Annotated in this window: 16 protein-coding genes and 3 pseudogenes; 12 read left to right on the forward strand and 7 right to left on the reverse strand. The window is 44.0% G+C overall.

Translation table 11 applies throughout. From position 1 onward, the window contains the following. Positions 1-100 precede the first annotated feature (100 nt). Both recA and rny read left to right on the forward strand, forming a co-directional pair. Complete coding sequence (recA, locus tag QN079_RS00195; RefSeq protein WP_005226448.1) at positions 101-1,144, forward strand: recombinase RecA; 1,044 nt, start codon at positions 101-103, stop codon at positions 1,142-1,144. Positions 1,145-1,387: 243 nt separating this feature from the next. After that, complete coding sequence (gene rny, locus QN079_RS00200; protein ID WP_005232891.1) at positions 1,388-2,962, forward strand: ribonuclease Y; 1,575 nt, start codon at positions 1,388-1,390, stop codon at positions 2,960-2,962. A 298-nt stretch (positions 2,963-3,260) separates the two neighbouring features. On the opposite strand, the gene treR is transcribed toward rny, so the two are convergent. Genes treR through QN079_RS00215 form a run of 3 tightly spaced genes read right to left on the reverse strand, consistent with a single transcriptional unit; the run spans position 3,261 to position 7,324 of the window. Continuing rightward, a complete protein-coding gene (gene treR, locus QN079_RS00205; protein ID WP_005226457.1) occupies positions 3,261-3,977 on the reverse strand; it encodes a trehalose operon repressor in 717 nt (238 codons plus the stop codon). A 54-nt stretch (positions 3,978-4,031) separates the two neighbouring features. After that, positions 4,032-4,682: a beta-phosphoglucomutase gene (gene pgmB, locus QN079_RS00210; RefSeq protein WP_289230180.1), complete on the reverse strand. Its 651-nt coding sequence runs from the start codon at positions 4,680-4,682 to the stop codon at positions 4,032-4,034. Positions 4,683-4,696: 14 nt separating this feature from the next. Continuing rightward, positions 4,697-7,324 carry a glycoside hydrolase family 65 protein gene (locus QN079_RS00215; protein ID WP_289230181.1) on the reverse strand — a complete coding sequence of 876 codons (2,628 nt, stop codon included), beginning with the start codon at positions 7,322-7,324 and terminating at the stop codon, positions 4,697-4,699. Positions 7,325-7,660: 336 nt separating this feature from the next. On the opposite strand from QN079_RS00215, the gene treP reads away from it, so the two are divergent. Next, the gene (treP, locus tag QN079_RS00220; RefSeq protein WP_289230182.1) at positions 7,661-9,640 is read left to right on the forward strand and encodes a PTS system trehalose-specific EIIBC component; all 1,980 of its coding nucleotides are present in this window, start codon (positions 7,661-7,663) and stop codon (positions 9,638-9,640) included. A gap of 119 nt (positions 9,641-9,759) precedes the next feature. On the opposite strand, the gene QN079_RS00225 is transcribed toward treP, so the two are convergent. Further along, the gene (locus QN079_RS00225; RefSeq protein WP_289230183.1) at positions 9,760-11,133 is read right to left on the reverse strand and encodes an MFS transporter; all 1,374 of its coding nucleotides are present in this window, start codon (positions 11,131-11,133) and stop codon (positions 9,760-9,762) included. Between the two features lie 258 nt (positions 11,134-11,391). Here QN079_RS00225 and QN079_RS00230 point away from each other — a divergent pair. Further along, a pseudogene (locus QN079_RS00230) lies at positions 11,392-11,871 on the forward strand (DUF2798 domain-containing protein); the annotation flags it as partial. 297 nt (positions 11,872-12,168) lie between these two features. Here the strand turns inward: QN079_RS00230 and QN079_RS00235 are convergent. The 3 genes from QN079_RS00235 to QN079_RS00245 are packed head-to-tail and all read right to left on the reverse strand — an operon-like array spanning position 12,169 to position 13,233. Next, the gene (locus QN079_RS00235) at positions 12,169-12,333 is read right to left on the reverse strand and encodes a hypothetical protein (RefSeq protein ID WP_005226470.1); all 165 of its coding nucleotides are present in this window, start codon (positions 12,331-12,333) and stop codon (positions 12,169-12,171) included. Further along, entirely contained in the window at positions 12,330-12,920 is a 591-nt protein-coding gene (locus tag QN079_RS00240; protein ID WP_289230185.1) for a DUF1700 domain-containing protein, read from the reverse strand. Before QN079_RS00240 ends, QN079_RS00235 begins: the two co-directional genes overlap by 4 nt. Continuing rightward, a complete protein-coding gene (locus QN079_RS00245; RefSeq protein WP_289230186.1) occupies positions 12,907-13,233 on the reverse strand; it encodes a PadR family transcriptional regulator in 327 nt (108 codons plus the stop codon). The genes QN079_RS00240 and QN079_RS00245 overlap by 14 nt, the downstream gene beginning before the upstream one ends. Positions 13,234-13,501: 268 nt before the next feature. On the opposite strand from QN079_RS00245, the pseudogene QN079_RS16620 reads away from it, so the two are divergent. The 8 genes and pseudogenes from QN079_RS16620 (at position 13,502) to QN079_RS00290 (ending at position 22,764) form a co-directional block, all read left to right on the forward strand. Beyond that, a pseudogene (locus tag QN079_RS16620) lies at positions 13,502-14,166 on the forward strand (TetR/AcrR family transcriptional regulator). 345 nt (positions 14,167-14,511) lie between these two features. Continuing rightward, positions 14,512-16,540, forward strand: a pseudogene (gene pulA / locus QN079_RS00255) (type I pullulanase). Positions 16,541-16,657: 117 nt separating this feature from the next. Further along, positions 16,658-17,665: a LacI family DNA-binding transcriptional regulator gene (locus tag QN079_RS00265; protein ID WP_016608965.1), complete on the forward strand. Its 1,008-nt coding sequence runs from the start codon at positions 16,658-16,660 to the stop codon at positions 17,663-17,665. A gap of 156 nt (positions 17,666-17,821) precedes the next feature. Then, positions 17,822-18,109: a PTS sugar transporter subunit IIB gene (locus QN079_RS00270; RefSeq protein WP_005226498.1), complete on the forward strand. Its 288-nt coding sequence runs from the start codon at positions 17,822-17,824 to the stop codon at positions 18,107-18,109. A 31-nt stretch (positions 18,110-18,140) separates the two neighbouring features. Further along, positions 18,141-19,559: an L-fucose/L-arabinose isomerase family protein gene (locus tag QN079_RS00275; RefSeq protein WP_289230190.1), complete on the forward strand. Its 1,419-nt coding sequence runs from the start codon at positions 18,141-18,143 to the stop codon at positions 19,557-19,559. After that, positions 19,550-20,386: a transketolase gene (locus QN079_RS00280; protein ID WP_289230191.1), complete on the forward strand. Its 837-nt coding sequence runs from the start codon at positions 19,550-19,552 to the stop codon at positions 20,384-20,386. The genes QN079_RS00275 and QN079_RS00280 overlap by 10 nt, the downstream gene beginning before the upstream one ends. Then, complete coding sequence (locus tag QN079_RS00285) at positions 20,373-21,314, forward strand: transketolase family protein (RefSeq protein ID WP_289230192.1); 942 nt, start codon at positions 20,373-20,375, stop codon at positions 21,312-21,314. The genes QN079_RS00280 and QN079_RS00285 overlap by 14 nt, the downstream gene beginning before the upstream one ends. 1 nt (position 21,315) lies before the next feature. After that, complete coding sequence (locus tag QN079_RS00290) at positions 21,316-22,764, forward strand: FGGY-family carbohydrate kinase (RefSeq protein WP_289230193.1); 1,449 nt, start codon at positions 21,316-21,318, stop codon at positions 22,762-22,764.

Genomic DNA, 22,764 nt, shown 5'->3' on the forward strand with positions numbered 1-22,764 from the left:
CGAATGTTTGTTCGTTTTTTCTTGCAATTTCCCGTCAGAAGGACTATTATTATCTTATGAACGACACACGAAAGTGATGAATATAAGGAGGATTATCCGTTTGGCAGATGATCGTAAAGCAGCCTTAGATGCTGCACTAAAGAAGATTGAAAAGAACTATGGTAAAGGTGCCATCATGAAGCTTGGCGAAAAAGTTGATCAACAAATTTCAACGATCCCAAGTGGTTCATTGGCCTTGGATGTTGCATTAGGTGTAGGTGGTTACCCACGAGGACGGATCGTAGAAGTTTACGGCCCAGAAAGTTCTGGTAAAACGACAGTTGCTTTACATGCCATTGCGGAAGTCCAAAAAAATGGCGGAACAGCAGCATTTATCGATGCCGAACATGCGTTAGATCCTCAATATGCGCAAAAATTAGGCGTAAATATCGATGATCTTTTGTTATCACAACCAGATACAGGAGAACAAGGATTAGAGATCGCTGACGCCTTAGTTTCAAGTGGTGCGGTTGATATCGTGGTCATTGACTCGGTAGCAGCTTTAGTCCCACGGGCGGAGATCGACGGTGAAATGGGTGATACCCACGTTGGTTTGCAAGCACGTTTGATGTCACAAGCATTACGGAAACTTTCTGGTTCCATCAACAAAACGAAAACGATCGCGATCTTTATCAACCAAATTCGGGAAAAAGTTGGGATCATGTTCGGGAATCCAGAAACGACGCCTGGTGGCCGTGCGTTGAAATTCTATTCAACCATCCGTTTGGAAGTACGTCGTGCTGAGCAATTGAAATCCGGTACAGATATCATCGGGAACCGCACGAAGATCAAAGTAGTCAAAAACAAAGTAGCGCCACCATTTAAAGTAGCAGAAGTCGACATGATGTATGGTCAAGGGATTTCCCAAGAAGGCGAATTGCTGGATATGGCCGTGGAACAAGACATCGTCGATAAAAGCGGTGCGTGGTATGCCTATAAAGGGGATCGTATCGGTCAAGGTCGTGAAAACGCCAAAAACTACATGCGGGAACACCAAGAAATGATGTTAGAAGTTTCTGCTCGCGTCCGCGATGCTTACGGGATTGGAACAGGAGAGACCGTAACTCTTGAGGAAGCGCAAGAAGAATTACCATTAGACGACTAAGTCTTGAAAAAGCCAAACAACCTCGTTGTTTGGCTTTTTTGTGGCTTTTTGCTAGATTCGTCCATTGTTGAAAAAACATCCGTAAAAAGGAAGGGTTGCGAAAGTTTACTTTATTATTTAAAGTTGACACTCTTGGGTTCAAACATTAGAATAAACGTATGTGGATTTCCACATAAGAAGTAGCGAATTGATAATTTTGTTATCCTTTGTTAATCAAAATTACAAAATATTTAAAAAGATAGTATGGAGGTGGATTCATTGGAACTACTTTACATTCTCCTCGCTATCATCGGTTTAATTGTCGGTCTTGGATTAGGAGTTTATGTGACGAAATCTCGTCATGAGAAAGAAATCAACGGCGCCCAAAATTCTGCAGCTGGAATTATCGAAAGCGCTAAGAAAGAAGCAGAAACTCTTAAAAAAGAAGCATTGTTAGAAGCTAAGGAAGAAAATCAGAAGTATCGGTCAGAGATTGAAAGTGAGTTGAAAGAAAGCAAACTTGATTTAAAATCACAAGAAAATCGTTTACTCCAAAGAGAACAAGTTCTTGATCGTAAGGACGATTCTTTGGAAAAACGAGAACGCTCACTTGAAGATAAAGAAGGCAGACTTAGTGAGAAACAACAATTAATTGACGAGCGAGAAAAAGAAGTAGAAAACTTAATCGATGGACAACAGAAAGAATTAGAGCGCATCGCTGCGCTGTCTAGAGATGAAGCAAAAGAGTTGATCATGAAATCAACGGAAGAGGAATTGAACCATGAATTAACGATCATGGTCAAAGAATCTGAACAGCGTGCGAAGGAAGAAGCAGATCGAAAAGCAAAAAATCTCTTGTCCTTAGCAATCCAACGTTGTGCCGCAGACCAAGTGTCTGAAACCACGGTATCGGTCGTATCATTACCAAACGATGAGATGAAAGGTCGAATCATCGGAAGAGAAGGTCGGAACATTCGCACCCTTGAAACATTGACAGGGATCGATTTGATCATTGATGACACGCCAGAAGCAGTCGTCTTATCAGGATTTGATCCGATTCGCCGTGAAATTGCTCGTATGACCCTTGAAAAACTGATTCAAGACGGCCGGATCCATCCAGCTCGAATTGAAGAAATGGTCGAAAAATCTCGGAAAGAAATGGATGAGCATATTCGTGAATATGGGGAACAAGCAGCCTTTGAAGTCGGCGCCCACACCCTTCATCCAGACTTGATCAAGATTTTAGGTCGTTTGCGTTTCCGTACCAGCTACGGACAAAACGTCTTGAACCACTCGATCGAAGTCGCAAAACTAACCGGTGTTCTTGCCGCAGAATTAGGCGAAGATATCCAGTTAGCCAAACGTGCTGGACTCTTGCATGATATCGGGAAAGCCCTTGACCATGAAATTGAAGGCTCTCACGTTGAGATCGGGGCTGAGTTAGCTGCCAAATACAAAGAAAATGGTGTGGTGATCAATGCGATCGCTTCTCACCATGGAGATGTTGAAGCAACATCGGTTATCTCTGTTTTAGTTGCAGCCGCAGATGCCTTGTCAGCAGCCCGTCCAGGTGCCCGCAGTGAATCATTGGAAAATTATATTCGCCGCTTGCAAAACCTAGAAAATATCGCCAACGGCTTCAAAGGGGTCGATTCCAGTTTTGCAGTCCAAGCCGGACGTGAAGTCCGTGTAATGGTCAAACCAGAAGAGATTTCTGATTTGGATGCTGTACGATTGGTTCGCGACATCCGCAAGAAGATCGAAGACGATTTGGATTACCCAGGTCATATCAAAGTAACCGTTATTCGCGAGACCCGCGCAACGGATTACGCCAAATAGCAAGCAAAAGCAGTATCCTCTCAGAGGATACTGCTTTTTTGTGTAGCTGATTGTCAATAAGGACGGCTGAGTTGTGCAAAATCGACTCTATTTCATCAGTCCCATAAATGATCGTGCCTTTTTTATTCGTCGGCAACAGAAAAACGAGCAAGCAAAAGGATGGCTCGATAGCGACAGAGGCGAAAAAGGGGAGGATCGATCCAGTATTATCGAGTGGGGGGCTAGTGAAAAACAAAACAGACCCAGACTTCTCGGGGAAGTCCAGGTCTGTTTCATGTGTTTCACGTCTATACGTCCATCAAATCTTGCGTCGGCGGGCAAAGTCCACAAAGCGGAATTTATCCAGTCGGTGGATCGATTCGGTGTATTCAAAACAGCGCGTGTCTTCTAGATACACGAGGCTGCGAACCGTAACGACATGCTGATCTTCAGGACGCAGATCCATTAGATCCCGCAATTCTTTGTTGACGGGGTCAACAGTGATTTCTTTTTGTGCATAAGCGATCTCAAGGCCAAGATCATTTTCAAAGTAATCAAAAATCGATACTTTCGCTCGGTTTTCTGGCAACTCTTCGATAATAGAAGCATCAAGGTAATCTTTATCCAAAATCACCACTTCTCCATCGATTCTCCGCTGACGGATCAGTTTCCATGCCTCAGAGGCGACAGGCCAACCAGTAGTCTCGTGCAGCTTTGGCGAGACGGCGATCTTACGGATCTCGACAACCTTTGTTTCACTAGGAATGCGTTGGGTATCTTGCAGCTCTCGAAAACTCGTCAAGCCAGAAATCGGGAAATCAAAGCGATTCAAGTCTAAAACGATCGAACCTTTCCCTTGTTTCTTTTGGATATAACCAGCATCCCGCAATAAATTCAATGCCTTACGGACAGTCTCGCGGGAGACACCATAAGTTTTGATCAATTGGTTTTCGCTAGGCAGCAAAGAATGCGGAGGGTATTCGTTTGCTAGAATTTTTTGTTCTAAATCTAAAAATATTTCTTTGAACTTGTTCATCGGATTGCCCCCTCTTTGGCTATTATAGCGAGGCCAATTTGGAAATGCAATCGACTATTTCGCCAAAAGTTCGTCAATGTTTAGGTCCGTTAATTTTTCAACGATCACATCTGCACCGTGTAATTCTTCTCCTGAATAAACGCCTACCGCATACATACCAGCAGCTTTGATGCCGTCGATCCCAGCTTGAGCATCTTCAAAGCCAACTGCTTCTGCCGGTTCAATGCCTAGTGCCAGCGCTGCTTGGATAAAGATTTCTGGATCTGGTTTGCCTTTTTTCAAGGTTGCCGGGTCAACGATCGTATCAAAGTCTTGCATGACCCCAAGTTTGTCCAAAATAAACGGTGCATTTTTGGATGCCGAAGCGATCGCACAAGGAATGTTTTTTGCTTTGGCTTCACCAAGGAATGTCTTCACCCCTGGCAATAGATCATCAGGAGTCAAGCTTTGTAATAATTGTACATAGTGGGTATTTTTCTTCGTCGCTAACGCTTCTTTTTCGACTTCTGTGTAGGCGTCATTTTTGTTGCCTAGGGTTAAGATTCGCTCTAAAGAATCCATGCGGCTGATGCCTTTTAACTGCTCGTTGAACTTCAAATCGATCTCGATCCCGATCTCCGCAGCTAATTCTTTCCATGCAATGTAGTGGTATTTGGCCGTATCCGTGATAACGCCGTCTAAATCAAAAACAAATCCTTTTTTCATGTGTAACACTCCTTTTAGTAAGTAATCGTTGCTTCTTTCTTTGCTTCTAGAGAAACTTGTTGCCCATTCACTAAGATCGTGACTGGCTGATCAGCGGTAATCGTCAATGTTTCATGTGTAACATTCATTGCAAAGCGGGTGCCGCGAACTTCTAGCTGAAAGGCTAAGCTGTCCCAAGCTTTCGGCAAGTTTGGCGTGATCTGCAGCTGCTCTTCTCGAATATCGATCCCAGCAAAAGTGGTTAATGGAATAAACAACGTAGCAGCCATGACACCGGCGTGAATGCCTTCTGCTGTAGTCCCGCCTTGGATATCACGGTAATCAGAAGAGAGGGCTTCTTGGTATAATGACCAAGCCAACTCCTGATCATCTACCATTGCCGCCAACTGGGCATGAACGATGCGTGACAACGTCGAGCCGTGGGAGGTACGAGCCAAGTAATAATGGAGATTTTTTTCAATATAGTCTGTTGGCAGCTGGTAAGAAAGATCTGCCAAAATCTGATTGACTTGCTCTTTTGAGAAATTGTAGAAAATCATCAAACTATCCGCTTGTTTCGCGACTTTGTAGCTGTCAGCACTCTTGCCTTCTGCGTTCAAGATGCGGTCCATCCGATAGATGTTGCCATATTTCTCTTTGTAGTGAGCCCAATCCAGATCTTCCAGCTGGAAGTACCCTTCAAATTGTGCAATGATGCCTTCTGGATCGATCTCTAAGCCCAGCTTGGTACGAATATCTGCCATAGCAGCAATATCTGCAGGGGTTAAAGCCGTTTTCTCTAATACCGCTTGGAAGCTCTCTGCTGAAAGTTGTTGTTGAAGGTTCTCGATCTCTTCAAACAACCATACTACCATCATATTGGTATAGGCGTTGTTTTTCAAGCCGCCTTGTTCACTATTTGGGTAGCTTTCATGAAATTCATCTGGTCCCATGACTTTATCGATAAAGTAACGTTGAGCAGCATCATCCCAGGTGGCAGCACTTTGCCAGAAATGAGCGACTTCTAACATCAATTCTAACCCATATTGTTCCATGAAGACTCGATCTTGCGTGTTGTGCCAGTATTGCCAAATGTTATAAGCGATCGCTAAGGAGACATGGCGTTGCAAGCGACTGTGATCTTCTTTCCATTCACCGCTGATAGGGTTCAAATGCAGTTCTTGGGATTGCTCACTGCCATCCAATCCTGATTGCCATGGGAACATGGCGCCTTGGTAGCCAGCTTTTTGGGCATCTTTTTTGGCAGCAGCTAAGCGGCGGTAGCGATACAGCAAAATTTCTTTGGCGGTGTCAGGAAAATGTAGAATGTAAAACGGTAAGATAAACAGTTCATCCCAGAAAATATGACCGCGATAGGCTTCACCATGTAGGCCACGGGCAGTGATACTGGCATCTAAGGACTCCTGATAAGCATTCGGTGCTGCGGAGACCAGCAGATGATACGTATGCAGATTCAGCATTTTTTGCGACATCAAGTCACCAGTGACTTCGATGGCCGCTTTTGCCCATAATTCAGCCCAGGCTTGTTTTGAGGCGGTATACATCGTCGCAAAATCAGGTAATGCTAAGGAAGAAAACGTAAATGCCGGTTGCGGCTCTTCTTGGCGATAAGCGGCAACAGTAACTGATTTTTCGACCCGATAAGTTTGTCCTTCCGTCACCTCAAGGGTTACTTGCTGACGGACGACCTTGTCGGTTATTTCAGCTTGCAGCTCAGCCAATGGCAGGTCCTGTGAAAACAGTTCAGAGGATTGGACAACGGTAATCTGTGATTGGTTAGTGGTGACCACTAAATGCGCTTTGTTTTGTTCAGCTGCTGCCTCTTTCACGGTCAAATGCTGGTTAGTTAAACTACGGTAACGAGCGACGTTATAGTTATAGACCGATCCGTCGGCTTCACTGACGAAGGTAACGGCGCCAGAAAAGTTCAGCGGGGTAAACTGGTAGACCAAGCTGTATTGGTGAACGTCTTGCATATTGGCGATCTTCTTCGTTTCGATTCGCAGACGCTTTTGTTTTTTGGTTTCAATTTCTGCCACTGATTGGAACAAGCCGGTCTTCAGATCCAATGTCCGTTTAAAGGAAAGGAGCTGATTGTTGGCGATATCGATCACTTCATCATCGATCTTTACGTACATTTTTTGCAGATTCGGTGCATTGACGAAGTCTTCATTGCTGATGGTATGACCAGAAACATCCGATTCCACCGTATTGTAAAGACTTGCTAAATACAGTCCTGGATAGTTCGCTTCACAAATGGTCATCTCAGGCGTTGTGCCTCGCAGCCCTAAATAGCCGTTACCGACGGTTAAAAGTGACTCCACCGAGTATTCATCTTTACCAGGGGTGTAGCCATAGTATTCGAGGCGCCAAGGAATTTCAGTACTTTTTTCTTCATACTGTTCTTTCGTAGTGCAAACAAAGGGACGATTTAATTTTTCTGTCAACCATTGGTCCAGTGAAAAAGTCCCTTCTTCATTCGTAAACACCAGCGATTCAGAGACGATCCCGCCACCTTCCATTTGCTGCATCTGCGCGGTCAGTGCGGCAACGCGTTCACTGTCAGTCCCAGAAAACGGATAGGTCGTACCAGTTTGATCCGTTAACAGCCATTGTTCCTTAGACAATATAATCGTATTCACAGTAGTTGTCCTCCTTTAAACTTGTCTATACATGCAAAATGATTATAACGTAAATTGTAAGCTATTTCAATTTATCTAGCCTGTTTTTTTATTCTTTTTTGTCAAATAAACTGTAAATAAAGTTGTTGGCAATATTATTTTATATTAATGAAACATTTTAAAAAACGTTTATTTATCAAGGTTTTTATATGGTACCTTTGCTATTTGCTTGTATTGTTTATAGAAAAAGTGAAAAAAATTGGTTTGAAACGCTTGCAATATCAAAATTATCAAGTTATGATTAGTGCGTAATCAAAACATATATATACAAGTGGATATGAAAGGGGTTTATTAATTATGGGAAAGTATCGTGATGATGCTGAGAAGCTGCTGGAATATGTTGGCGGCAAAGAAAATATCGCCGCAGTAACACATTGCGCGACACGGATGCGTTTTGTTTTTAACGATCAGTCAAAAGCAAACGAAAAGGCAATTGAAGAAATTCCAAGTGTCAAAGGAATGTTTACCAATGCGGGACAATTCCAAGTCATTATCGGCAATGATGTCTCAACGTTTTACAATGATTTTACCGATGTATCAGGAATAGAAGGTGTTTCTAAAGAACAAAGTAAAGCGATTGCAAAAAACAATCAAAATATCGTGCAACGAGCGATCGCTACGTTAGCTGAGATCTTTACCCCGTTATTACCAGCGATTATTGTCGGTGGTTTGATGCTAGGGCTGAGAAATTTCTTAGAAGGTGTACCGCTAGAAGCTCTAGGTGGACAAACCATTACACAGGCTTCTACTTTTTGGAACGGTGTCAACGGCTTTTTATGGCTGCCCTGTGAAGCCATCTTTCACTTTCTACCAGTAGGGATTACTTGGAGTATTACACGTAAGATGGGAACCACGCAAATATTAGGGATTGTTTTAGGGATTACATTGGTTTCACCGCAATTATTAAATGCTTATTCAGTAAGTTCAACTTCTGCTGCAGAAATTGCTCAAAATTATACGTGGGACTTCGGGTTCTTCACTATTGATAAAATTGGGTATCAAGCACAAGTGATCCCAGCAATGCTGGCAGGTTTCTTATTGGTTTATCTTGAAAGATTCTTCCGGAAATGGATTCCAGAAGCGGTTTCAATGATCTTCGTTCCATTGTTCTCATTGCTGCCAACTATCTTAGCAGCCCACATGGTGTTAGGTCCAATCGGTTGGCAAATCGGATCAGGCATTTCTTGGGTCGTAAATGCTGGCTTGACCTCACCATTAAACTGGTTATTTGGTTTCATTTTCGGTGGCTTGTATGCGCCTTTGGTTATTACCGGATTGCATCATACAACGCTAGCGATCGACTCTCAATTAGTAGCGGATTTTGGGACAACCAACCTTTGGCCAATGATCATGCTGTCAAATATTGCGCAAGGTATGGCAGTATTGGCGATTTGGTTCCTTCACCGTGGCAATAAAAAAGAAGAACAAGTCTCTGTTCCAGCAACGATTTCTGCTTACATGGGGGTTACTGAACCAGCGATGTTCGGGATCAATTTGAAATATGTTTACCCATTTGTCGCAGCAATGGTAGGTTCTGCCTTTGGTGGAATGCTGATCACTGCAACGAATACCCGTGCACTAGGTATTGGTGTAGGGGGACTGCCTGGCTTCTTATCATTTAAAATTGAAAACTATCCAATGGTCTTCATCTCAATGGCGGTGACGATTGCGATCACGTTTGTTTGCACCATCATCTTTAGAAAAGTTACCTTCTTAAATAAATTAGAACCGCAATTGGCTGCTGATACAGCTGCAGCAGCGGCTGTTGCACCAACGACGGCTGCACCGACAACTGCAGCCCCAGAAGCAGCACAAGTTTCAGAGGAAACCCTTTATGCTCCAGCTGATGGGAAAGTAGTTGCCATCACTGAAGTTTCTGATCCTGTCTTTTCTCAAAAAATGATGGGTGACGGCTTTGCTGTTCAGCCAACGAATGGAACGATTTATGCTCCTGTTGCAGGTACGATCTCTAGCATTTTTGAAACAAAGCATGCAATTGGGATTTTAACGCCTGGTGGCGCGGAAGTTCTTGTTCATATGGGCTTAGATACTGTGGAATTAAAAGGTGCGCCATTTGAGGTCCTTGTTTCTGAAGGTGACACGGTCACACCAGAAACGAAGATTGCAGTGATGGATCTAGATGCAGTGACCGCAGCTGGCAAACAGACAGATGTTTTAACAGTCATCACGAATGCCGAAAAAGTGCGTCAGCTTTCATTGACGACTACAGGCACAGTGACAGCCAAAACAGCGGTTGGTTCCGCTGAATTAAACTAAAAAAATAATCCGTTTCCGAGAGCACCCTTTGACTAAGAAGGGGATCGGAAGCGGATTTTTTTATGGCCGCCCTCAAGGGAGAGCGGCTTTTTCTTGGTTTTCAATGGGTAAAGCCGCAGTTAGCTGACGGCTTTTTTGTCGGTGCTTTTGCGGAAGTAGTTGATCGTTAATAGGAAAGTCAGTAAGACCAGGGCCCACAAAAAGAATAAGGCGATTTGAGAGCCGATGACCGTCCCTAGGGTGTAATCGGTCGCCGCATTTTGTGCCAAATTGATAATGGTCGCCACCACAGCCGTCGCCACTGCACCAGAAAATTGCTGCAGCGTATTAAAGATCGCATTACCGTCCGCGTACAACGCAGGAGTCAGCTTGTTTAAGCCGGTGGTCATCATATTGCTGTAGGCTAAGCCGATCCCGATCATGTAAAAGACATGTCCAGCAACTAGGCTCCAAATGAAAGGCGAACGCAAAACGAGGGCTAAGGCAAGCCAACCGATGGCAATCAACGTCAAACCAGACAGGATCGGTTTTTTCGGTCCAACTTTATCCAGCAACCGACCAGAGATCGGCGCAAGGATCGCCCCGATCGCCGCCCCAGGAAGCATAACTAATCCTGCAGTAAAGGCATCTTTTCCCAAGACGAGTTGGACAAAGTTCGGCAAGACAAAGGAAATGCCCAGTAAAAGGAACTGACAAACAAGAAAGCCAAACAGAAACAAACTGAAGCTGCGGTTTTTCAAAACAGCCAAACGAATCAAAGGGTTCGGGCCTTTTGAGCGTTGATAAAACAAGCCAGCACCAATGAAACCGAAAAGCAGCGGCAGTAGACTCGCTAAGGTGCCTACTTGATTCAAGAACAATAAGAAGCCGCTGAACATCAAGACGATTCCTAATACACTCAGTAAATCCAGGGAAGTGTCTTTTGACCCAGCCGTTTTAGGGATCGAGTAAAGGCCGAGTACTAGGGAGATCAGCAAGACTGGGATCAAGAAAAGAAAGATCGCATTCCAAGACCAATGGGCGGTCAATAAGCCCCCATATGTCGGTCCGATCGCTGGAGCGATGGAAGTGGTCAAATTCCCTAAGCCGATTGCCGCTCCCCGTTTTTCAAAGGGGGAGTAAGTCAAAATGATGTGGAACATCAAAGGCAGTGCGATCCCTGTGCTGGCACCTTGGAAAAAGCGGCCAATCAGCAAAACGGCAAACGTCGGCGATAAAAAGTCGATCACCAAGCCAACAAGGAAAAAGGCGTTGGCAGCTAGAAACAAGGTTCTCAATGAGAAGCGTTTCAAAAGGTAGGTCGATATTGGGACAATGATGGAGATGACCAGTAAGTAGATGGTCGTCACCCATTGAACATCGGATGTTGAAAGCGTAAATTGATCGATCAATGTCGGAAACGTTACATTCATGGCTGTTTCAATCAGCACACCTGCAAATGACATCAATCCGGTTGCGAGGATCGCCCCCACGAGTTTTTTGTTGTTTTCCATATTCTCACCTCTAAAAATTCGCAAAAAAAGAGACCGTTTCTATTCTCATAGAAACCGCCTCTCTCTCGACAAGCGAACCCGCTTGTTATCTGTACGATTTAATCTATCGCTATTCTACTGACTTCATAAGAAAGTGTCAAGAGAAGTGGATAAAAAAATAGCAAAAAACTTTTTTGAAAGTTTTCAAACTTTTACTTACACGAAAAATTTTCTTCTGCTAGAATAGTCGAGTACGAAAAAGAGAAAGGAAGTTGTTACATGCCCATCAATAAAAAAGAAAGTTTGATCTATACGACACTTATGTGTATTTTCATGGTGTATTTTATGAGTGTTTATAACCTCATGTTTCAAGTCGGTGTTTCGGCATTGGCATTCCAATTGGCGTGGAATGAATTGCCATTAGCCCTTTGTGTCGCCTTTATTTTGGATTGGTTCATTGTTTCTGGTCCGGCAAAAGGTTTGGCGTTTCGATTTTTGGACCATCAATCAGCTACTTGGAAAAAAATCGGTTTGATTTCTTCATTGATGATCGCCGGCATGGTGATCTGTATGTCACTCTTTGGTGCGTTGATGCACCCAAACCCTGATCACTCAGTGTTGGTCAATTGGCTAAGCAACATTGGGAAAAATGTGATCGTCGCATTGCCGTTGCAATTGTTCATTGCAGGTCCAATCGTTCGCCGGGTGTTTCGCGCCTTGTTTCCTATTGGCACTGTGCAAGAACAGCCAGTACTAGGGAATAATCGATCATTAGAAAAAACGTACTGCAGACAGGTTCTGCCAAGGTTAGCTAAAACAGCTGGCTTGGCGATACCTGGACTTGCGGCACGTTTTTTTGCTTTTATAGACAGCAAAAAAACCCATAGGATGGTATGGGTTTTTCTGGTTACCCTATGAAATAGGATACAGGATGTACCTATATAGTAATATGGTTCCGTCAAAAAGAGAAGTTCAATTTTTTCACCGATACATGAAATTAATGAAAATTGCTAGTTTTTCTGACGAAAAAATCAACTTATAATTATTTTCCGTCTGTTATTCCGTATAGAAACCAACGAGTTGATACCAGCGACGATGCTCAATATGGTAGGCATCAGGTGAGTAGCCTGACATTGAAAAACCGATAAAGGTGATGACCAGTCCGAGAATAATAAACAACAGACTGAGAAAAACGAAAAATCGCTTATTGATTTTGATCATAGGACTGCCTTCTTTCGATAGTTTTGAACAAATGATTTCGGCCAAACGACAAGGGAGTGGGTAAGACGTGAAAAAGGTCGGCTCATACTATAAGTGGCGATCAGGCAAAGCAGCCCTAAACCAAATAAGAAAATCCCCATGCCTAATTGACTTAAAAAGAGATAGAAACCATCCGCCATCAGCATGGGACTTAAGACAGCGCTGGCGATCCCACCGATAAACGTAGTGACACCAATCATGCCAGTGGTGAAAGGTACACACCAGATGATTATTAAAAAGCTTAGGATCAGCAAAGCGGCACTTAACAAGAGGCTGCCCCCCAATGGGAAGCCCAGTACTAAAATCAAGAGCAAAAAGGGATGAAAGCGGCGGGGAATCTCTACTACGACCTCTTCCGTTTCGGTAACTGCTTGGATCAGTTCTTTTGGGGAGCCAAGGCGTGCCACGGCTTCTTCTTCGGTGTATCCTTCTTCCATCAAATCTTCGATCATCTCGTCATAATAGTTGATCAGCTGATGAATCTCGCTAGGTCTGACTTTTTCAGATAATTCCGCAGCCAATGCCTTGATAAAATCAACTCTGTTCATCTAATGTTCCTCCTTTAATAAATCGCTGGATCAATGTCAATTGGGGCCAGTCGTTGGTTAAAAAATCGTCGATCCGCTGTTTTCCGATTTTGGTCAAGCGGTAATATTTTCGGGTCCGTCCTTGATGGCTTTTATTATAAGTCTCAACCGCTCGGCTGGCTTCTAAGCGCTTCAAGATAGGATAGAGCGTTGATTCTGAGATTGGCAGTAAAAGAGATATATTTTTGACTAATTCATAGCCATAAGAGTCACCATGCTGCAAATAAGCCAAAACACAAATTTCCAATAATCCTTTTTTTAATTGGGCATCCAAAGGCTCTCCTCCTGTTCATACTCATACTATACATTACATAGTATCATTCCACAAGCAGCACCAGTCAAAATCAGCCTTAAGTCTGAGCACCATAAGACAACAAGAGTTTCTTTAATAAAATGGTCAAAAATAAAAAATAAAATTAAGAAAATCGGCGGAAAGTATAGGTTAACGTGCTCTTTTTTGTTAAAGTAGAAGTATAAAGATTACTTTCAGTAAGAAAATGGGCGTTGGTTGTGCTTCTAAAAGCTGCAAGTAGTCAAAGTGAATGAGACGAACATCAGCAAGAATTGGTGACGTCCAGAAAGGAAGGGGTATTATGAGAAAAGCAACGATTACGAAAAAATATTTGATCAATTGCTTAAAAAAATATCTGGTGGAATATCTTTATCGACCAATCACTGTCCGCGACATTGCTAAATATGCACGAACATCGACCCAACCGATCTATTTGAATTTTTCAAACATGCAAAATTATAAACAGGCGATGGTTGATGATGTGTTTCGCGACATTCACGAAACAAAAAAGAGTCAGAAGAGACACTCGATTCCTTATACAGCTTTTGGCAGGACTATTACGTATTTGCCAGCCGCAATCGCAACCTCTTTTTCGCACTTTTTTTAAATGATATTGGCTGTGGTCCTTACATAAAAGAGCGTTCTTTTGCTTATTTTCAAGAAGCAATTGCTGAATCAGCTGTTTTTCAAGGTGCGCATAAAAGCGATCTGAGAAAATATCATGAAGAAGCCTTGATCTTTTTTAGTGGGTTGGTATTGTTGTTTATTCGTGAAGGAAATACGCAAGATAATGCTAATTTTTTGAAAGAGACACAAAATTATTGGCAGCGAGTCCTTCATGAACCAGTCGATTTTTATCAAGGTGATTTACCTAAAACCTTACTCGAATCAGGTCTAGCTGTAAGTGATCAATAGATAGCGAGAAAGAGAGGAAGAGATTTCAGAATATTGTGACAGCTATCATTGCCATTATTGATTTCTTCTTTTTCAACAATCCCCATCGGAGCAGTGATCTTAAAGATTAGAAGCAATAGCTATTCTTTAAGAGCCGTTCAACGAGTGGGGGTTTTTCTTTTGATAAAAAGAGGTGCGGAGTCGTTTAGCAAAATAAGAAAAGGGCTTGTCTGTAGTGTTAAGGCTTATTTTTAGGTCAAAGAAAAGGCGGCTTATTGTTGGCAATTTTCAAGAAATATGAGAAGGTAGAAATAGCAGAAAAGTAACTGGGTTTTATAGTTAGCAACGTTGAATGGAGGAATTTTGATGGGACAAAACACGCAGTATGGAGAAAAAAAGATTGCGATCGATCGCAGGATCGGTTTTTTAGAAGAACATACGTATCACGGGAATGATCTTGGTGTGACTTTTCAAGGACAGCAAACCACGTTCAAATGCTGGTCACCAGAGGCAGAGGCTGTTTCAGTATTGATTTATCAAAGCGGTGTCGCTGGGACTGACGATCGCCTGCTGACACTGCCAATGGTCCAAGAAGACAACTGTTGGCAAGTCACGACGGAAGAAACCGTCAAAGAGCTGTTTTATACGTTTGAATTTCAACGAGACGGTCAAAAAGTCGAAGCGGTGGATCTTTATGCCAAGGCAGTAGGGATCAACGGGAACCGTGGGGCCATCATTGATTTAAAGGAAACAGATCCTGAAGGCTGGCAGGAGACTCACGGCGTCGGTCAGCAATCGATCACAGATGCCTATATTTGGGAATTGCATGTCGAAGATTTCAGTGGCGCCGAAAACAGCGGGATTTCACCAGAAAATCGCGGGAAATATTTAGCCTTTACTGAAAAAAAGACCCATCTGGTGGGGGATGAAAGTCAACCAACTGGCATGGCTTATTTAAAAGAGCTGGGGATCAATTATGTTCATCTGCTGCCGATCTTCGATTTTGACAATGATGAAACTTCGTCTGCCTACAACTGGGGCTATGATCCGAAAAATTACAATGTCCCTGAAGGACGATACGCTTCTGATCCTAGTGATCCCAAGGCGCGGATTCGTGAATGCAAGCAAATGATCCAATCGCTGCATGAAGAAGCCATCGGCGTTGTAATGGATGTGGTCTTCAATCACACTGCGATCACAGAAGAATCATGGTTTAATTTGACGGTGCCTGATTATTACTACCGCCAAGATGATGCGGGGAATTTTGCGGACGGTTCTGCTTGCGGCAATGAAGTGGCTTCTGAACGGAAAATGATGCGCAAATTTATCATTGATTCAGTTTTATATTGGGCGCAAGAATACAAAATCGACGGCTTTCGTTTTGATTTGATGGGCTTGATCGATGTGGAAACCATGAACCAGTTGCGGCAACGCCTAGATGATGCCGGCTTCAGCCATGTGATTTTATACGGCGAGCCATGGGATGCCGGCAGCAATCAAATTATTCAGCCGAATATCCCAGCGAACAAAAGCAATGTTTGGGCACTGTCAGAAGGCGTTGCGGTTTTTAGCAATGATTTAAGAGACAGTATCAAAGGCGATGTCTTTGAAGAAACAGACGGCGCGTTTATTCAAGGAATGAATGGTCAACCGCAAGTTAAGCAAACCTTTTATGCAGCAAATTTGGCAACGGCGATTCAAGGAAATACGAAAGTTGCTGGGCAAGAAGGCGCCGAGCGTTGGGCAAAATCGCCCCGCCAAGTGATTGCCTATGCGTCAGTCCATGATAATTTGACCTTATGGGACAAACTGGTGGCAACCATGCAAGCTTCAGCGAAGGAAAGAAATTATGATTTTGATCGTGAGCTTTTAGCCCGTAACAAACTAGCAGCAGCCATTTTGTTTACTAGCCAAGGAGCCGTGCTGACCCAAGCTGGGGAAGAATTTGGCCGTACCAAAGAAGGCGATGAAAACTCCTTCCGTTCGCCACTGGTAGTCAATCAGCTGGATTGGGCACGTGCCAAAACCTTCAAAGAATTGCGCGAGCTGTATCGGGGCTTGTGGGCATTGCGGCAGTCCTATGCACCATTGAGCATTGAGAGATGCCACGACCCAAACGACTGAAAGCATGGTCTTTTATGAGACAAAGGATGAAAATCGCTTGGCGTATCAAGTACCCAATCGTGACAAACAGCATCCATGGCGTTCCTTGTTCGTTTTACTCAACAGCACGGAAGAAAGCTGGTCCTTTGACTTACCGACGACAACAGAAAATACTTCTTGGCACCTCGTTGCTGACCCCAAAGGAGCTGGGATCGCTTCTCGCGGCGTAGCAGCGCCAAGGATAACCATCGACCCATTGTCCTTCTGCATTTTGGCGGAACAAAGTAACTAATCAAAGTAGAAGCTAAAACAAACTAAAAATTTTAGTTTGTTTTAGCTTTTTCGGTAGTAAAAAAACAATTCTTTTGCTATACTTTTAACAGAATGAGAAGCAGAAAGCGGTGAGCAAATGAAAGTTGTGATCTCTGATATTGCCCGAAAAGCTGGCGTTTCCAGCGGAACAGTCTCTAATGCGATCAACAATCGTAAGGGGATCAGTGAACAAAAACGGCAAGCGATCTTGAAGATCGCTCGTGAGATGGGGTATTTTGATCAGCGAGAAATTAAAAAAACGGAAAGCCAAAAAATCAAATTTGTCGTAATGAACAAACAAGGAAATGTCGTAGGGGATACGCCTTTCTTTTCTGAATTGATCCGAGGAATCGAAATGGAGTGCAGTGCGTTAGGCTATGAACTGGTCATTTCCCATATCACACTGGCACCAGAAGAAGACCCGATTGAAAAGATCCGTCCAGAATTAGCAGATGGTTTGCTATTGTTAGGAACGGAATTGGAAAAACAAGATTTAGCAGTCTTTCGCCATTTGGAAGTACCGTTAGTGATTTTAGATACGGTGTTTAATTCGCAGGACTTTGATTTTGTCGCTATCAATAATCGTGACAGTGCCTATGAGATCGTTGAAAAGATGATCGAAAAAGGCCACCGTGACATCGGCATTATCAATTCTACCTTTCAAATCAACAACTTCCGTGAACGCAAGCAAGGGTTCATCCAAGCGATCCAAGAGCATGATCTGATCCATTATGAAGAGACGGAAGCCTTAGTAGAACCCACCTTGGAAGGCTCCTATCAAGACATGAAGGTCTATTTGGAATCCTTGCGTGCCGATCAGCGACCGTTGCCAAGCGCCTTTTTTGCGGTCAATGACAATATCGCCATCGGTGCCATGAAAGCCATTCGCGAAGTGTTTCCCGATCATCCGTTGACCATTGTTGGGTTCGATGATATTCCTTTGGCGGAATTTTGCAACCCACCACTGACCACCGTCAAAGTAGATAAAGTGTACCTTGGTCGCCAAGCCGTGCGACGCTTGATCGAGAAAATCACGAGTGAAGATGAAAACCATCTGAAAATGCTGGTCGCCACGACGATCGTCGAACGCGAAAGCATCAATTAAGATAAAAATAAGAAAAAGGACAAAATGTTTAGCAAGCGTTTTGTCCTTTTTTAGTTATTAAACAAAAATATTTATCTAAAACTATTGCAAAATATTTAGCTTGTGCTATATTTAAGGTGTAAAAAGTAAGGGATTACATTTTGAGGAAGTGAATAGATGACACAGATCGGTCTCTTTTGTGCCACTGGACTCTCCAGCGCACTGCTCGTCAAAGCGATCAAAGAACAACTAGCGGATGATCAGCATTACCAAGTCAATTCCGCGCCTTTTTCAGAAATATTTATGGTGGGGAATGACTATGATTTTTTGATTTTAGCTCCTCAAACCCGCTTCAATCAAGCGAAAGTCGCAGCAGCCTTTCCTGATAAAAAAATCGTTTTACTGACGGATGAGGAATTTCTGAGCAAAAATGTAGCACGAATCGTCGAAGAAATAAAAATTTAGCTAAATATACTAAAACGCAAAGGGTGGTTTTATGGATAAAGTAACCATCGGGTTCGCCCCGACTAGAAGAAATTTGTTTAGTGCAGAAGCAGCCATTGAGTACGCCAATCTGACACGACAAAAAATGGACGAACTTGCCATTGATTATGTAGATATTTTAGATATCAACGAAGACGGCTTACTATACGATGATGAAGGGGTTGAAAAAATCGCCGAAAAATTCAAAGCAGCAAAAATCGACGGTCTTTTTCTAGCCAATGAAAACTTTGGTACGGAATATGCCTGTGCTCGTTTAGCCAAAAAACTAGATGTCCCCGTCTTACTGTGGGGACCTAAAGATGAGACGCCAGCCGCCGACGGTTCACGTTTGCGGGATACGCAATGCGGTCTTTTCGCTATTGGGAAAGTCTTGCGCCGTTTCAAGGTACCTTTCACCTATGCCAAAAATTCTGATATTGATTCACCAGAATTTGCCCGCGGCTTGCAAGACTTTATCAAAGTCTGCAATGTCGTCAAGACCTTCAAACAAACACGAATCTTGCAAGTTGGCCCACGCCCCTTTGATTTTTGGACCGTGATTTGCAACGAAGGCGAACTATTGGAGCGTTTCAATATTTCGCTTTCGCCAGTACCGATCCAAGAAGTAGTGCAAGAAATCAAGAAAGTCAAAGAACAGCAGCCAGATAAAGTGCAAGCAGTCATTGATTATTTTGAAACCAATACGGAAGTCCAAATTTCGGCGAAAGATTTGGAGATGGTGGCAGCCCTTAAAGTGGCTTTGCAAAACTTATGTGAAAGCTACGGCTGCAATGCAGGAGTCATCCAGTGTTGGACGGCCTTACAAGACGAAATCGGTATTTTACCGTATGCCTCCTTGTCGCTGTTACAAGAAGAAGGCTTGCCTTTTGTCTGTGAGACGGATGTCCATGGGGCGATCTCGGAACTGTTGGTCGAAGCCGCTTCGTTGGGGGAACATCGAGCGATCTTTGCGGATGTCAACTGCCGCCATCCAGAAAACGAGAATGGCGAATTGCTGCAACACTTAGGAGTTTTTGCTTATTCCACTGCAGAGACCAAACCGATCTTGCCGCAACGACATTTTGTTTTTGACTATCCAGGATCAGTCGCTTTTCGGGCAATCAAAGACGAGTATACGCTGTGTCGCTTTGATGGGGACAACGGCGAATACTCCCTACTGATGGGTACTGGTAAAGGGATCGATGGACCATACAATCAAGGAACCTATCTCTACCTGGAATTTACGAATTTGAATCGCTTGGAATTCAAACTCGTTGAGGGCCCTTATATTCATCACGTTGCGGCGGTCAGAAAAAATGTGGTGCCGATCTTGTACGAAGCGTGCAAATACATCGGTGTGCAGCCAGATTTTTATGATCCAATCGAAGAAGACGTCAAAGCATACTTGAGAGGGGATCAATCATGGAAATAAACGAGCTGGAGATGAAGGCTTTAACGATTCGAAAATCCGTGTTAGAGCTGATCTATCAAGCAAAAACGGGTCATACTGGTTCGGATCTTTCTTGTACCGATATTTTAGTGGCCTTGTATTATCGGATAATGAATGTCGATGCGAAAGATCCTCAAAAGCAAGATCGTGACCAGTATATCCAAAGTAAAGGACATGCGGCAGAAGTATTATGGGCCGTTTTAGCGGACAAAGGTTTTTTGCCGAAAGAAGAATTAGCCACCTTTTCGCAATTTGGTTCAAGACTGATCGGTCATCCAAACAATAAAGTAGCTGGTGTTGAGATGAATACTGGTTCGCTAGGTCACGGCTTACCCGTCGCAGTAGGGATCGCTTTGGCAGGCAAACTGGATCACCGCACGTATCAAACCTATGCGTTGTTGGGAGATGGCGAATTAGCAGAAGGCTCGGTATGGGAAGGAGCCATGGCGGCTGCCAACTACAAGCTGGACAATTTGACCGCCATCATTGATCGCAACGGCTTGCAGATCACGGGCGCCTCGGAAGATGTGATGGCAGTGGAGCCGCTAGATGAAAAATGGCGTGCCTTTGGTTGGGATGTGCATATCGTTGATGGCAATGACATGACTGCCTTGGTGGCTGCATTAGAAAAACCGCATCAGCCCAATCAACCGAAGCTGATCATTGCCAAAACCATCAAAGGCAAAGGTTATTCCGCAGCCGAAAATCAAGCGCAATGGCATCATAAAGTGCCAACGGCAGAAGAGCTTGCACAAGCCATTGCCGAACTTGATCAGCAAATGGAGGTTTTGACTCATGGGAAAAAATAATATTGCCAATCGCCAAGCGATGTGCGACGTATTGATTGAAGAAGGAAAAAAGAATCCTGCGATCACGGTGTTGACCAGTGATTCTCGTGGTTCCGCTTCGTTAGCACCTTTTGCCAAGGAATTACCGACACAATTGGTGGAAGTAGGGATCGCAGAGCAAAACATCGTCAGTATTGCGGCTGGCTTAGCCCATATGGGCAAACGCCCTTTCGTTGCCTCCCCTGCTTGTTTTCTCAGCATGCGCAGTATCGAGCAGATCAAAGTCGATGTCGCGTATTCGAATAAGAATGTCAAACTCGTAGGCATCAGCGGCGGTGTCAGCTATGGGGCATTAGGCATGAGTCATCATTCCTTGCAAGACATCGCAGTGGCACGAGCGATCCCTAATTTGCAAGTGCTGTTGCCAGCAGATCGCTTTGAAACGATCCAAATGTTTAAAGCCTTAGCGGCATCAAATGAACCAGCCTATATCCGTCTCGGTCGCAATCCTGTTGAAGATTGTTATGATTCTGCAGATTATCCTTTTGAGATCGGCAAAGCCATTGAGCTGAGAAGCGGCCAAGATGTCGCATTGATCGCCACCGGCGAAACCGTGCGCCAAGCGTTGGATGCTGCGGAGCTATTGGAAAAACAAGGTATCACTGCTACCGTTTTAAATGTTCATTCCTTGAAGCCTTTTGATTCAGAAACGGTCAAACGAGTGGCGAAAGAAACAGGCACCGTGATCACTGTGGAAGAACACAGCCGATACAACGGCTTAGGAGCTGCCGTGGCGGAAACGCTGGCAGAAGAAACGGACATTCGACAAAAAATCATTGCTTTTCCGGATGAAGCCTTGATTACTGGTTCTTCGTCAGAACTGTTTGCCCATTATGGATTAGACGGTGCCTCCATAGCGAAAACAGCGGTTGCGTTTCTAGGAGCTTAAGATGGACAAGACCTATCAGCTGGTTTTAGATCAGAGTACATCCGGTACCAAGCTCTTACTGTTTCAAGAAGGGAAAATCCTGCAACGTTACGATAAAAAACATCGCCAAATTTATCCAAAAGTCGGGTGGGTCGAACATGATCCCCTCGAGATTTGGCAAAATGTCCAAGAATTGCTGGCACAAGTGTTTCAAGAACAAGCGATCACTGCAGATCAAATCGTTTCCTTGTCATTGACCAATCAGCGAGAAACGATCGTTGCTTGGGACCGATTGACTGGCAATCCCCTGTACAATGCGATCGTGTGGCAATGCAACCGCAGCGCCGCGATTTGTGAAGAATTGACGGCACAAGGCTGGGAAAGGACGATCAATCAAAAGACCGGTTTACGCTTAGACCCGTATTTTTCTGGCACCAAAGTGAAATGGCTGGCACAAGAATTATCGGCCATCAAGGAAAAGTCGGGAACTGGCGAGTTGGCGATCGGTACGATGGACAGCTGGCTGTTGTGGAATTTAACGCAAGGGAAGGTATTTGCGACCGAAGCCAGCAACGCTTGCCGAACATTGTTTTACAATATTGAAGAGGGCCGTTGGGATGCAGAGCTCGTCAAACTTTTTGGCATCCATCTAGCAGACTTGCCAGCGATCAAACCTGCTGATACGGTTTTCGGTAACTATCACGGAATCCCTATCAAAGGAATCTTAGCCGATTCACAAGCGGCATTATTCGGGGAAGGTTGTCAAAGCCTTGGGGATGTAAAAATCACGATGGGTACCGGTTGTTCGATCATGATGCAAGTGCAGCAGGAGCAGACGTTGCGGAATCGCCGCATTTTGACGACGGTCGGCTGGCAAACTAGCCAGGAAATAGCGTTTGCGCTAGAAGGCATCATCCGTTCCTGTGGTGACGCCATCAACTGGTTCAGTGAGCAAGTGGCTCCGCTGCCAGATGTAGCTGAGATTTGTCAAGAAGTGCTGACCAATGACAGTCAAGAAGACATCTATTTTATCCCAGCATTGCAAGGAATGGGTGCCCCTTTTTGGGATAATACGATGACTGCCAGCTTTGTCGGCATGAAACGCACAACGACGACTCATGAGCTGTTGAAAGCCGTTTTAGAAAGCATCATTTTTCAAATCAAAGCAGTGATCGATGTGATGGAAGAAGTCGCTGAACGACTGATCAATCAGGTAATGATCGATGGCGGTGTTTCGAAAAACCGCGCCTTGATGAGCTTATTAGCGACTTTGATCAATAAACCCGTCATCGTCAGCGAAGTCGAAGAATTTTCAGCCATCGGCACAATGCTTGTTGCCAATCCAACCATGAATGAACCAGCTATTCAGCAAACCACGATCGTTCCGCAAGCCGAACAGGCCGTGATCCGTTTGAAATATGAAAAATGGAAACGGTTCATTGAGAAATCAGCTGCTTTTAGTGAAGGATAA

The organism is Enterococcus sp. FZMF (genome assembly GCF_030263915.1).
Taxonomy (GTDB): domain Bacteria; phylum Bacillota; class Bacilli; order Lactobacillales; family Enterococcaceae; genus Enterococcus_D; species Enterococcus_D casseliflavus.

Excerpts from the sequence above, each read along its gene's own strand:
- QN079_RS00225 (WP_289230183.1), bottom strand. The coding sequence starts at position 11,133 with ATGGAAAACAACAAAAAACTCGTGGGGGCGATCCTCGCAACCGGATTG.
- QN079_RS00275 (WP_289230190.1), top strand. The coding sequence starts at position 18,141 with ATGGATAAAGTAACCATCGGGTTCGCCCCGACTAGAAGAAATTTGTTT.
- QN079_RS00240 (WP_289230185.1), bottom strand. The coding sequence starts at position 12,920 with ATGAACAGAGTTGATTTTATCAAGGCATTGGCTGCGGAATTATCTGAA.
- rny (WP_005232891.1), top strand. The coding sequence starts at position 1,388 with ATGGAGGTGGATTCATTGGAACTACTTTACATTCTCCTCGCTATCATC.
- pgmB (WP_289230180.1), bottom strand. The coding sequence starts at position 4,682 with ATGAAAAAAGGATTTGTTTTTGATTTAGACGGCGTTATCACGGATACG.
- treR (WP_005226457.1), bottom strand. The coding sequence starts at position 3,977 with ATGAACAAGTTCAAAGAAATATTTTTAGATTTAGAACAAAAAATTCTA.
- QN079_RS00265 (WP_016608965.1), top strand. The coding sequence starts at position 16,658 with ATGAAAGTTGTGATCTCTGATATTGCCCGAAAAGCTGGCGTTTCCAGC.
- QN079_RS00290 (WP_289230193.1), top strand. The coding sequence starts at position 21,316 with ATGGACAAGACCTATCAGCTGGTTTTAGATCAGAGTACATCCGGTACC.
- QN079_RS00285 (WP_289230192.1), top strand. The coding sequence starts at position 20,373 with ATGGGAAAAAATAATATTGCCAATCGCCAAGCGATGTGCGACGTATTG.
- QN079_RS00235 (WP_005226470.1), bottom strand. The coding sequence starts at position 12,333 with ATGATCAAAATCAATAAGCGATTTTTCGTTTTTCTCAGTCTGTTGTTT.
- QN079_RS00280 (WP_289230191.1), top strand. The coding sequence starts at position 19,550 with ATGGAAATAAACGAGCTGGAGATGAAGGCTTTAACGATTCGAAAATCC.
- treP (WP_289230182.1), top strand. The coding sequence starts at position 7,661 with ATGGGAAAGTATCGTGATGATGCTGAGAAGCTGCTGGAATATGTTGGC.
- QN079_RS00270 (WP_005226498.1), top strand. The coding sequence starts at position 17,822 with ATGACACAGATCGGTCTCTTTTGTGCCACTGGACTCTCCAGCGCACTG.